The 12,532-nt window shown below is 56.4% G+C and carries 8 protein-coding genes; 2 read left to right on the forward strand and 6 right to left on the reverse strand.

Annotation, left to right across the window (positions count from 1 at the left end):
- Nucleotides 1-2: 2 nt before the first annotated feature.
- From AFK65_RS16950 to tamA, 6 genes are all read right to left on the reverse strand, one after another.
- Entirely contained in the window at nt 3-2,513 is a 2,511-nt protein-coding gene (locus tag AFK65_RS16950) for an outer membrane usher protein (RefSeq protein WP_148562761.1), read from the reverse strand.
- 68 nt (nt 2,514-2,581) lie between these two features.
- The gene (locus AFK65_RS16955) at nt 2,582-3,142 is read right to left on the reverse strand and encodes a fimbrial protein (RefSeq protein ID WP_236612712.1); all 561 of its coding nucleotides are present in this window, start codon (nt 3,140-3,142) and stop codon (nt 2,582-2,584) included.
- Between the two features lie 71 nt (nt 3,143-3,213).
- Nucleotides 3,214-3,747 carry a fimbrial protein gene (locus AFK65_RS16960; protein WP_007701972.1) on the reverse strand — a complete coding sequence of 178 codons (534 nt, stop codon included), beginning with the start codon at nt 3,745-3,747 and terminating at the stop codon, nt 3,214-3,216.
- Nucleotides 3,748-4,162: 415 nt separating this feature from the next.
- Nucleotides 4,163-4,498 carry a gamma-glutamylcyclotransferase family protein gene (locus AFK65_RS16965; RefSeq protein ID WP_007701975.1) on the reverse strand — a complete coding sequence of 112 codons (336 nt, stop codon included), beginning with the start codon at nt 4,496-4,498 and terminating at the stop codon, nt 4,163-4,165.
- A gap of 2 nt (nt 4,499-4,500) precedes the next feature.
- A complete protein-coding gene (gene tamB, locus AFK65_RS16970) occupies nt 4,501-8,277 on the reverse strand; it encodes an autotransporter assembly complex protein TamB (RefSeq protein WP_038856224.1) in 3,777 nt (1,258 codons plus the stop codon).
- Nucleotides 8,274-10,007 carry an autotransporter assembly complex protein TamA gene (gene tamA, locus AFK65_RS16975; RefSeq protein ID WP_007701986.1) on the reverse strand — a complete coding sequence of 578 codons (1,734 nt, stop codon included), beginning with the start codon at nt 10,005-10,007 and terminating at the stop codon, nt 8,274-8,276. The genes tamB and tamA overlap by 4 nt, the downstream gene beginning before the upstream one ends.
- Before the next feature lie 224 nt (nt 10,008-10,231).
- Here tamA and msrA point away from each other — a divergent pair, with 224 nt between their 5' ends.
- A complete protein-coding gene (msrA, locus tag AFK65_RS16980) occupies nt 10,232-10,870 on the forward strand; it encodes a peptide-methionine (S)-S-oxide reductase MsrA (protein ID WP_038856223.1) in 639 nt (212 codons plus the stop codon).
- A 105-nt stretch (nt 10,871-10,975) separates the two neighbouring features.
- Complete coding sequence (locus AFK65_RS16985; protein ID WP_038856222.1) at nt 10,976-12,391, forward strand: CBM96 family carbohydrate-binding protein; 1,416 nt, start codon at nt 10,976-10,978, stop codon at nt 12,389-12,391.
- Nucleotides 12,392-12,532 lie beyond the last annotated feature (141 nt).

A 12,532-nucleotide genomic window follows, 5' to 3' on the forward strand; every position in this document is an offset into this window, starting at 1 on the left:
TCTTAATGGCACGGCAACAGCAGATTTCCGTTCTCGCTCGTCCCTTGCAGGTGTTCTGGCAGTGTGACCACACACTGTGTTGCGCCACTCCAGTTAACCTGTAATTTGCGACCTGATTTGAGTCCGCTCAGGTAAGCCTGACCTTCGTCGTTGACGATGCCGACCTCCTGTTTTTCCTCGTTCAGCACGCTGGCGCCAAACGGCGGGAAGGTGCCATCCGCAAGGCGAATAATCGCCATCGCCTTCATCCCTGAAATGACGTTAAATTTGCGATAGCCAATCGCCCCTTCGGTCAGGGTGGCCTGCACGACCGATGCAGACGCTTCGGCATTTTCCGGCAGGTTGTTGATATCAATGTTCAGACTGTTTTTGCTGTAGTCGCTAACGTCTGTTACTACGGCTTTACCAAAATGGTTGGTTTTGGTCGTGCCCGCATAACCCTGAACCGGAATATCCGCAGCGTCGCCGGTATCCAGCAGCACGCGCGTCCCGCCCATGACGTTGGTGCGATGTAGCGCAGCGCCTTTCGCTGTGGCCGTCATCCCGCCGCGCAGCGATACCCCGGCAGAGCTGTACTGCCCGTGCTGATAATCCACATTACCGCTCACCTCTGCCAAATCGCCCGGATGATCATAGAATCCGCTCAGGTTGCCGCCATCATCGCTGCCGCCAGCAGCAATACGGTAGTTGTCGCCGTTGGCGAGGCGGTTGTAATAGCTCACGTTATGACTGTTAGTGTCAGCGCTATAAGACGAGTTCAGCCCCAGAGTGCCGGTATCTCCCATCGGCACAGACATGGACACATACAAACCATCGTCATTATCACCGTTAAATTTGTTACGATAGGCCGTCAGCGATGCGCTAATATTTTTCATTTTTCCAATATCGAAATAACGCGATAGCGACAGGCTATAACGATCCTCCGCCGGGTTATTCCAGTAGGTCTGATGCGAATAGTTCAGGTATGCGCTCAGCCCCAGACTTTCAAATTCCTGGTTGAAAGAGACCGTGTACATCTCCTTGCTCTGCATAAAGCTGCCATTATCCGCTCGATAATTCAGATAATCGTTAAAGCTCATAAAGTCTTGTTCAGAGAAACGATAACCTGCAAAAGTGACCTGACTCCCCGTATCGTCAAAGCGCTTCGAGTAGCTCACTCGATAAGACTGCCCGTGCCGGTCTTCACCGTTATTCAGCTTCGCGCCAGAGCGCGTGATGTCGAACGCCAGCGCACCCAGCGCCATCAGATCACGGCCCACACCCAACGCCGTCGCCAGATAGTTGCGGCTCGCCACCAGACCACCGTAGAGCGACCAGCCGTTGCTAATACCCCAGGAAAATTCGCCAGAGCCGAAACCACTGGCTTCGCTATGGTGATCGTAGGTACTTGGCCGACCGGCATACAGCTTGTAACGCACGCTACCGGGTCGTGTCAGGTACGGGATCGAGGCCGTATTGACTTTATATTCCTGCACCGAACCGTCCTGCTCCTGCACGCGGACATCGAGCGCGCCCGCGACGGAGTTATTCAAATCCTGAATGGCAAACGGCCCCGCCGCGACCTGTGTTTCATAAATTACGCGCCCCTGCTGCGAAATGGTGACTTTGGCGTTAGTTTTCGCCACGCCAGTCACTTCCGGCGCATAGCCGCGCAGGTTGGGCGGCAGCATGTTGTCGTCCGACACCACGCTCGCCCCCGCAAAGCGTACGCTGTCGAAGAGATCCGAATTCATGTAGTCTTCGCCGACGGTCAGCTTCGCGCCCATCTTCGGCAGCGCGCGGTACATCTGGAACCGGCTCCACGTCCATTTTTTCTGCGTGCTGGTGTTCTCTGACTGCGAGTCATAGTTGGCCTGCCAGTCGGCGCGCAGGCGCCACGGCCCCACGTTGGCGCCAATGGTTCCGTTGCCGGACACGGAATTATCATCACCGCCCTGATTGCTTTCGTTATGACGCGTCTGGGCGTTGACGTTGTAATCGGCAATCAAACCCGGAATACCGTTCTCCCACATCGAGGGCGGCACCCAGTTATCAGAGGTATATTCCAGATACGCCTGCGGCACGCTCAGCACCAGTGTACTGCTGCCAAGATCCGGTGTGACTTCAACGCCCTTCAGCGCCATGACATCCAGGCATTGACCGTTATGCCAGACTTTAAATTGCGTCAGATATTTCTCTTTAAAACCAAATTTTTTAACCTGGTCTGATGTAAAACAAACTGCAGACTGACTTTTATCATTTTCAGAAGCAAATACACTGACAGGTTGCTCTTCCAGTTCGTTTTGATTAACTTTTATTTTAAAATCATAATTACCCGGCATAATATAGCCGCGTTTTGAAAACTGGCTCAGATCGATATTCTGTTTATCTTTAACATCTAATACATCGGTATTAAACTGGATATCATTCGCGGCCATCGCGGGGGTCCGTAAACACGCGCAGATGCATAAAGCCAATGCTGACGGCACTATCAGTTTCGATATAGTGGCTTGTTGATTATGTAGTCTGGCCATATCCCTTTTGCCGGTTACGGGCAATCTCTGTCTCTGTTATTAAATAAAAAACCTGAAAACAGTGGCAATTAAAAATAATCAATTCGATATTTAATTATCGATGAATATGCGCCTGGCTGTAATCCGCCATGCTTTGTTTTCAAGCGTATTTCGTAATCCAACTTAATATCTTCAGTAGAGATGTCCGTATAAGGAAGTGGTTGCCCTGGATGAATCTCTTTTCCTTTTTTACTGGCGATAGCTAGCGCAACGCCACCCGCCTCGCCCGTGATCTGGAATAGGCCGTCATCATCAGCACCGTCAAAGGTGACCTGCAAAAATTGCCATGGCGCGCTATCTGGCTCACCAGTATCAAATGTGCAATTTACCAGGTGAATAGAAAATGGCTTTATGATGCCTTCTCCGGCACGCCTGATAACACCGATGGACTCGTCTGGCATTTCGATAGACTGGTAGCGACTCTCCATAGCAATATCACAGGCTTTTGAAACGATCGAGCCTTGCATATTTACTCGGCCGTTCAAGCCAATATCAAATTCTGAAGCTGGCCTGGCTGATTGTGACGCTTGCGCGGCAGAAGTTGCGATTCCGAAGGCCAGTGCTATCGCATAACACATGAATCTGGTCATGAGGTCCGTCTCTGGAAGCGAAAAATCATACGCCCGCCTGAGCGGACGTATGCTGCTCAATGACGCAAGACTTACTGGTAAGCCAGAGTAAAGTCAGCAACAGCAGTAAAATCACCGGGAACGATAGTTGCGGAGGCACCGTCGCCCTGCAGGTAAGCAGAGAACAGCAGCGTGTTATTGCCTTCCTGCAGTTCATGTGCTTCAGACGCTTCGCCCAGTTTGATCTGCTCACCGTCACCGTTAGTCAGGACAATGCTTGCACCTTTCGCCGTACCGGTAATACCCAGCGCACCATCAGTTGCCCCTTCCGCGCCAGTGAACGTAGTTTTCACGGTCTTCAGGGTGCTGACGTCACAGTTTTCCAGCTTGATTTCAAAGTTACGCGGTGTGGAAGTGCCGGTGTTACCATTCTTTTTAAGCGCAACGTTAGAGATCTGACCCATACCTACGGTCTGATCGATGCTGTCCGGGTTAATGGAGCACGGCGCATCAATGATAGAACCGGTAAAAGTCACTTTACCGTGGCCCTGATCTTTTGCATTAGCCATACCTGCTGCCAGCATCAGACCCATTGCCGCTGCCAGAGAAACTTTGCTGAATTTCATGTTATTTCCTTGAGTAGATTAAACGATTCCTTACAAACTATTCCCGAGTGGTTCATATAAAATTCACCACACTAATAGATGGTGCGCTTTATATTTACCAGCCCTTGGATTCGTGAGAATTTTATGTTCCCGGTGATATTGCATCAAGGGATATAAATTCTAAAAAAAGAACAGCACCCAGCCCATGAACGAAATGACATTAATCGACTGAAAAATAAATTAAAAATGCATTAGTGAGATAATTAAAGCCGGTTGAGAGATGACATTATTTATTAATGCAACGTCATTCATTTTTCATGATTTCCCTCAACACCAGAATTATTAAAAAGCAATAAACATCTATTAAAAAAGATTTTTAATTAAACTACAGATAATAAAAAACCACGCCGGAGCGTGGTTTCAGGGAAGAACGATTTTACCTGTCGAGCCAGTTGCCGCTCTCGATGCGGGTAAGCCCTTCGGTAGAACGCTGGTACACATACATCCAGGCGCTGCCGTACGGCGTCTGGATAAGCTGACGTTTATACTCGCCGCGCGCGGTGCGCAACGCGTCCAGCTCCGCAAGCGTTGTAGCGTCGATACGATACACCTCGCCCACCACCAGGCCTTCGCCTGGCACCGCCCCAGGGTAGTGCCCCAGACTGAAGAGCTGGTAGTTTTCGATGTCGTAATCGCCCAGCCACTGGGCGTTCGTCATCCAGTGGCTGTTGCCTTGTTTGCGTCGTAAACTGCCGTAGACAAATATTCGCATTGCTAAAACTCAAACTGATAGAGCACATCAAGTGCCTGATCTACGCCAGACACCGCTTCCAGATATAGCTTAGGCATCAGGCGATACCTTAGCGTGAGCGTCGCCAGCGAGTCAAAAATGCCCACGCCGTATTTCACCTGGAGACCCGGCAGTACATAGCCGCTGACCACCACCTGGGAGGAGTCGCCTACCCCTTCGGTGTCCAGCGCCAGATTGCTTACGCCAAACGTCTCGCCGATTTTACCCACAACCTGACCACTTTGTGCAACCCCCAGACCAATTAGCATGGACGTCATGGCGTCGCTGTCGCTCTGACCGCTCTCAAGCCCCTGCCCGCGCAGAAGATACGAGAGCGCCTCCTGCTGCGACATCGCCGGATCGGAGAAGACTTCCACCTTCGGCTCGTCGGTCTCGCCGGTGACGCGCACGCCGGCAATCACGTCGTTTTCAGTGGCCTCCGGGTTACGGATCGCCTCGATATTCAGCAGCGGCCGGTCCGGCGGGCCCGAGAACAGCAGCTCGCCTTTACGCACCAGCAGATCCTGGCCGTAAGCGTGGAAACGCCCTTGCGGAATATTGATCTGGCCGTTCAGACCCAGGCCCTGTTTATCCTGAGCCACTTTCAGATCGCCGGTCAGACGCGCCTTCAGCCCAAAAGCATCTATCCGCACGTTGTTCCCAACGTGAACGATGAGATTACTATTAATTGGAATAGAAGCGTGCTGTTCCTCTTCCGGTTTCAGATTTTCATCGAGCAGAACTTCATCACTGGAGACGCCCACCGCGCTTTCCGGCAGATCGTGCACCACGATGCGCGCCCAGGGCACATCGACGCTGCCATCAAGCGTAATCAGGCTCGGCGTCGCCTCCAGCACCACATCCGGCGAGACATCCAGCCGCACCATCGGCGGCACGGTGATCCGCACGCGGCTGCCGCGCGCCGCCACTCTGGCGCGCCAGTTGTCGATCTGGCTCCAGTCGGCGTTACCGTTAAGCGCGATGTCGCCCTGCTTCGTGCGCACCACGCCCTGCAGCGTCGAACTCATGCCGTTGAAGTTCATCGCCAGCTGGCTCGGCTGCATCTCGAACGGCATAAAGTTGCCTTCGATATCCACGCCGTTAAGCTGCATCTGGCCAAACAGTTGCGGCTGGCGGGCATCGCCGCCAAGGCGCAGGTTCGCGCTCAGAATCCCCGCCGCTTTCTCGCCGCGTGAAAAGACCGGATTGGCGATAGCGAGCGAGAAGTTACGAATATTGATATTCCCGGAAAGGTTGCGGCGCTCTTGCGGGTCCGCCACCTGAATATCGCCGTCGAACTGGCCGTTATTCGCCAGACGAATCAGCCAGTTGAGCCGCGCGCGGTTATTGCGCAGCTCCGCGTTCAGGTTCAGCGTGTCGAACGCCACCAGCAGCGGATTGCCGTTAACCAGTTGGGTGACGCGCACGCCGCGCCCGGCGAGCTGCACCTGCCCCTGCGGCAGCCCTTCTTTGGTCGTATCCCAGCTGACATCCGCTTTACCCGTAAAGATCCCGTTCGCCTGCGTCTCTTCCGGCATGAACGGCTTAATCATGGCGAGATCGAAACGGTTAAGGTTCACCTGCGCACGCCCGGCGGCGCCCGCATCGATGGTTTGCGGGACGCACAGCTCGGCGTTCGGGTTGCGCCAGCAGTGCGGGCCGATAGCGATTTTCTGCTCCTGACCGCGGTAATCAAGCGTGAGCGCGCGGCTCAGCGCCCACGGGCCGACCGGCGTGGCGAAGCGCGTATTATTAATCTCGCCGCGCCAGCGCATCGCCTGACGGTCGAAACTGCCGCGCAGATCGAGCTGCCCGGAGACCGGCTCGCCCTGCACGCGCAGCGCCATCTGGTGCGATTTTTCGTTGCCTTTGGCCGCAAGCGTAATCAGCCGCAGGTTGATATCGCCCTGCGCCAGACGCTCGACGCGCAGATCAAGCGAGCCGCCGATCTGATCGGTCGATTTCACATCGCCAAGCAGGCGCACCTGCGCGACGGAAAGTTCCTGCCAGCGCAGGTTGCGCGCGGTGACATCAGCGTTGAGTTCCGGCGCCTCGACGTTACCGCGAATTTTCACCAGTCCTTTCGCCGTGCCGCCAAGCCCCGGCAGCGCGTTATCCAGCGCCGGCGCGTCAATCGTCGCATCGAGCGCCAGATCTTTAACGCCCAGCTCGCCCTTCACATCCGCTTTATTGCGCCCCAGCTCCAGATGCAGGCCGGGAATGGTCCACTGAAGATAGCTGTTGCCCTTAAGCTGCCCGTCAACCTTCACCTTGTTCTGCTTAACGTTGCCCGCGAGCTTGAGCTCCGGCACGTCAAGCTGCCAGGTGCCGCCATAGAGGCTGCCGCGCAGCTTCATCAGCCCGTCGAGCTTCGACGGCCACTCCGGGTACTGTTTGGCGGTGTTAATGCCTTTCAGCGCCAGTTCGCCGCGCCAGCTGATGGCCTGCTGCCAGTCAAGCAGCGCCGTCAGCGTGGTGTGGCCCTGCAGCGCCGCGACGTCCAGTTTGTCGATGTTGATCTGCTGCTCGTTGCCCTTGCCGTCGAGCGTAATGGTGGCGGGCGGCAGCTGATCGCCTTTCACGGCGGTACGGAAGGAGAGCGCGTAATCGGTCATTTTGCCGGAAAGCTTCAGCCTGAGATCGTCAGCCTGATACTGTTTCGGACCGGTCAGCGGCCAGTAAAGCTGCTCGCTGGTCATCTCCAGATTGAGCGGCAGGCCCGCTTCGGCAAGCTTCGTCTGCCCGCGCAGCACCACATCCACCGGGCCGGAGAGATTGACGCCGAATTCCAGCTGGTCGCGCAGCGCGCCGCCCACTTTGAGCTTCACTTTTTCGCCCTTGAGCGGCTCCACGTTCAGCGTGCTGTTAAGCGTGATATCCACCGGCCAGTTGTTGCGCAGCTCCGCGCTGCCGGTGGCGTTAACCGTCCCCTGATTCGAATCGATATCCAGCGTGTCGAGCTTCGTGACGCCATCCACGCTGCTGATTTTGACCAGCAGATTGCTCACCGTGATATCGGTGTCGCCGGTAAGGCGCAGCTGTTCGCCATGAAAATTCTCCACCGTCAGGTTCAGCGGCAGATGCACGTCGGCCATCTCCGGCAGCACAGGCTTAGAGAACAGCTCGCGCAGCGTCTCGCCGAGCGGTTTCTCCTCCGGCCGCGGGTCATTCACCTTCGGCTCGATCACCTCCTCCTGCGCCACATCCACCGCCTTGGGCAGCGCGATCAGCAGCCCCTGTAAGGAGGTCGGTTTGAGCGTCAGATTGCGGTCTTCCCAGGCCAGCCCCGAGCTGAAATCCATCACCGACACCCGCGTATCGTCGATTTTGATATTGACGTTATGCAGCGCCGCCCGGCTCAGCGTAATCGGGTACGGCGTGGAGAGGTCAAGCGGCCCGCTCTCTTCTTCTTCCACCTTCGCGGCAGGCGGCATTTTTTTGGTGTCGACGACCACGTTCACATCTTTCAGCGAGAAATCATTCACGCACAGGCTGCTGTCGCGCAGGCAGGCGAGCTTCACGGAAAGATGGATTTCGCCAGCGTTAACATCCACGCCCGGCTGCTGGTAGCGCAGCGACCTAATCGTCAGGTCACGCCAGCCGCCGGTGACGCGCCCGATATCGAGCCCCGGCACCCAGCGGTTAGCGGCGTTGAAAATCAGGTGTAAGCCGGTCGTGGTGCCAACCAGGAACCCGACGGTCGCGATAAGCAGCACGACAACGGCAAGGACAGCGAGGCTGATTTTTTTCATACGACTCATAATTCAGGCCCCAGACCGATGTAGAACTGCAAACCATGCTCCTCTTTATCGCCGACCGGCACCGCGAAATCGAGCTTGATCGGCCCGACCGGCGACTGCCAGCGCACCCCGACGCCCGCGCCGGTTTTGAAATTGCTTCGCTTGATATCGTTAACCGCTTCGCCGGAATCGACAAACACCGCGCCCCACCATTTGCCGGTCACGTTGTACTGATACTCCAGCGAGCCGGTGGCGAGTTTCGAGGCGCCGGTCAGCTTGCCGTCGTCGTCTTCAGGCGAAATCGATTTGTATTTATAGCCGCGAATGCTGCGGTCGCCGCCCGCGAAGAAACGCAGATCCGGCGGCACGCGCTCAAAGTCGTTGGTTTCAATCCAGCCCAGATTGCCGCGCGCCACGAAGCGATGCTTGTCGTAGAGCGTGCGTATCCAGACGTTTTGCGCCTGCAACACCACGAAATCGACGTCCGAACCCCAGGCGGAGTCAGAGTAGTCGATGGAATAACGCTGTGAATCGCCCCAGGTCGGCATCAGGCCGCCGCGCGAACGGGTGCGGCTTAACATCACGCCCGGATAGAGCAGCATCGTGGTATGGGTGACGTTGGCCTGGGTAAAGTGATCCAGGCTCCAGCGCAGGTTAATAGCGCGCTGCCAGCCGCTGGAGAGGTCCCAGTAGCGTGAAACCGCAAGCGTGGTGGAGTCGGCTTCGGTATCGTTCAGATCGGTGCGCTTAAAGCCGCCCTGCAACAGATAATATTGCTCCAACGGGTTCTTCAGCAGCGGCATTTTATAGCTGAAATCGAGCTGCTGTTCCGGCGCGGAGATACTGGTCGAGGTGGTGAGACTGTGGCCGTAAGAGTTGATCCACGGCTTGCGCCAGTTCGCTTTCAGCCGCGGCCCGACATCAGTCGAATAGCCTGCGCCCACCTCCACGGTATTTTTAATGCGCGGCGACACCACGCCCCGCAGCGGCAATATTTTGGTCTTACGGGATTTTTCAAATTCCGGCGCCACAACGACCGAATTAAACCAGCCGGTAGCGGACAACCGGCGGCTCAGCTCCGCCACGTCGCTTGACTGATAGTAATCGCCCTTTTTAAACGGCACGAGATTTTGCAGATACTCTTCGCGGATCTGCGAGCCGCTGAAAGTGACATCGCCAAAGCGGTAACGCGTGCCGCTGTCGTAGTCGATATCCCAGAACGCCTGGCGGCGCTCCACCGAGACGCCAAGCTGGCTCTTTTTATATTCGCTGTCGAAATACCCACGGCGCAGCGCCAGGCTGGTCAGCCCTTTTTTGAAGCTGTCATAGTCGTTATGGTTCAGCACAGTGCCGATGGCGGGACGCTTTTTCAGCAGCGCCAGATACTCTTTATCGTCGCGCGCGCCGCCGCGCAGGATCACGTTTGTGCCGGCGATAAGCACCGGCTTGCCGGGATTGACGCGCGCCAGCAACACCTGGCGACGCCCGCCCGGCGGCGGTTCGCGCAGCTCAAAATCGATGGTCGGTTCGTAATAGCCCAGCGCTTTCAGCCCGTTGCGGATGGCGTCATCGACGCGCGCGCGAAAGCGGCGGTCCGGCGTGACTTCATCTACCTGGATGGTGGAAAGCTGAGCGCGGACGTTTTTTTGCAGCGCGCCGGTCAACCCTTCTACCTGCAAACGGACGGGCGCAGCGGTCGAGGCGCCCGCCATCAGCAGCGTGGCCCAGCACAAATTACGGATTAATGGCACGTTTTCTCCTGAATATCCCTTATTCCCACCCCTGGGAGGAAACCTGACGCCGCTCCGCGGCCTGACAAAACTCCGGTAAATGGAGTTGAAATGAAGACGATCACCCAAATATTTCTTATGTTTAATTTAGTCGCATTTAAAAGGTTTATTGTGGGCAAAGAGCCGCTTCGTGACAACCGCAGGCGAGAATTTGCACGCGCAACATTTTTCAGGAGGTCGGCCCGATGAGTTTTTTTGATAAGAAACAAATGATTACCGAAGAAGAAGCCCTGCCGGGACGTAACACCCGTATGCCGGTGGCGGCATTACATACCGTGACCGGCCACTCAATGACCAATGTGCCGGAAGGGATGGAGGTCGCGCTGTTCGCCATGGGCTGCTTCTGGGGCGTGGAGCGGCTCTTCTGGCGACTGCCGGGCGTCTACAGCACCGCGGCGGGTTACACCGGCGGCTATACGCCAAACCCGACCTACCGCGAAGTCTGCAGCGGACAGACAGGACACGCCGAGGCGGTACGCGTGGTGTATGACCCGAAAGTCATCAGCTACGAACAGCTGTTGCAGGTGTTCTGGGAAAACCACGATCCGGCGCAGGGCATGCGTCAGGGCAACGACGTCGGTACGCAATACCGTTCGGCGATTTACCCGCTGACGCCGGAACAAGAGGCCGCGGCCCAGGCGAGCCTTGAGCGTTTCCGCGCGGCGATGGAGGCGGCTGGCGACTACCGTCACATCACCACTGAAATCGCCCCGGCAAAACCGTTCTACTACGCCGAAGACGAGCACCAGCAGTATCTGCATAAAAATCCGTACGGCTACTGCGGCATCGGCGGCATCGGGGTCTGTCTGCCGCCCGAAGCGTAACAATTCCTCATTCACCGTTTTATCAGGATTTGTGATAAGTGATGAGAGGCGCTAAGCCGCGCCCTCATGGTATGCCTCAACCGACCCTGGTTGCGGAGAACTGCCATGAAACTCACCACGCTGTTACGTTCGTTGATCCCGGCTCTCGCCGGTCTTAGCGCCTTTTCCGCCTGGGCTGGCCCCCAGGCGCACGCGGTCTGTGCTTATCATCATACCGCAGGCGACGACGCCATCATGATGTACGGTATGCCGAACCATGCCATGCTGCATGATTTCTTCGGCAATACCCATATCGACGCTTATACCGACTACGTCCGGCTGCGAAATCAGCCGGAAACCACCTGCGACAACAAAGCGGACGGCTCAGCCTGGTGGGCGCCCACCATGAAATTGCCCGACGGGCAGATCGTGAAGCCCGCCTACCAGAAAACCTATTACCAGAGCACTAACGTCGATAAATATCCGCTGACGCCCTTCCCGCTCGGGCTGGAGCTGCTGGCGGGCGATCACCACGGTACCGGCCCTAACCGGCGTATCACATTCTTGTGCGGCAACGGCAAGGGCTATACCAATACGGCAGGCGAAGTGTGCGGGCTGCGCGAGAAAGGCGACGCGGTGCAGTTTAATATCGGTATCCAGTTCCCTAACTGCTGGGACGGCGTCAACCTCAAACCAGCGCGCGGCAGGATGAACGCCACCTACACCAACGACGCGGGCGCGTGCCCGGCGGAATTCCCGGTGAAGATCCCGACGGTCAATATGAATGTCGCCTGGGTGCTGCCGCAAATCACCTCGCTCGATACGGCGAAAATCGAACTGTCGATGGACCCGCAGATGGATGGCGAAACGCGCATCGAAAAATGGGGCAGCATCTACACCGCGCACGGCGACTTTATGAACGGCTGGTCGGTGGAGTCGGCGCAGTTTATGACCGACGAATGCATGAATAACAATATGGACTGCGGCGTTAAAATCCCGTTCAGCTACACGCGCGCCAGCGCCGATACGTATGTCAGCAGCGCGGAGCCGGGCCGTAACTTTGGCGACGATACGGTGTTGCAGGTCCAGGATAACTGGCGCAACGGCGGGCGCACCGCCAATACCGAAATCATGTCGCTGATTAAATTTACCATTCCGCCGCTCCCCAAAGGCTATTCAGAGGCGGACGCCGCGCTGTTTAAATATGAAGTGCGCATTTACGGCGGAAAAAACGCCGAGGGGGGCGATCAGATCTTCTTCTATCCGACCGACACGAAGTGGGATGAACATACCGTGACGTGGAATAATCGCCCGGGCTGCAACTATATCTCCGATGGCATTCTGTATCTTAACCAGGCGAGAGATTATCGCTATGTGGATGTGGATAAAGCCGTGCGGGACGCGCTGGCCGCAGGTAAAACGGAAATCGCCTGGTATATCGGCGGCGATCGTCAGGGCAATAACTACACCTTCAACCCGGCCGGCACCAAAGAGAATCTGCTGCTGATGCTCTCGGCCTATAAAACCACGCCGGAAACCTGATCCCTGTCCCGCCGCCGCTTATCCGCGCGGCGGGCGCTTTCTTTACCCGTTGCGCAAGCCCTCTGGCAGCCCCACAGGGGCTTACGCTATACTACCCTTTGAATTTGCAGGCCTCCTTCTCTACAGACCTGCGTTCACCGT

Origin of the sequence: Cronobacter universalis NCTC 9529 (genome assembly GCF_001277175.1) — a bacterium.
Taxonomy (GTDB): Bacteria; Pseudomonadota; Gammaproteobacteria; order Enterobacterales; family Enterobacteriaceae; genus Cronobacter; species Cronobacter universalis.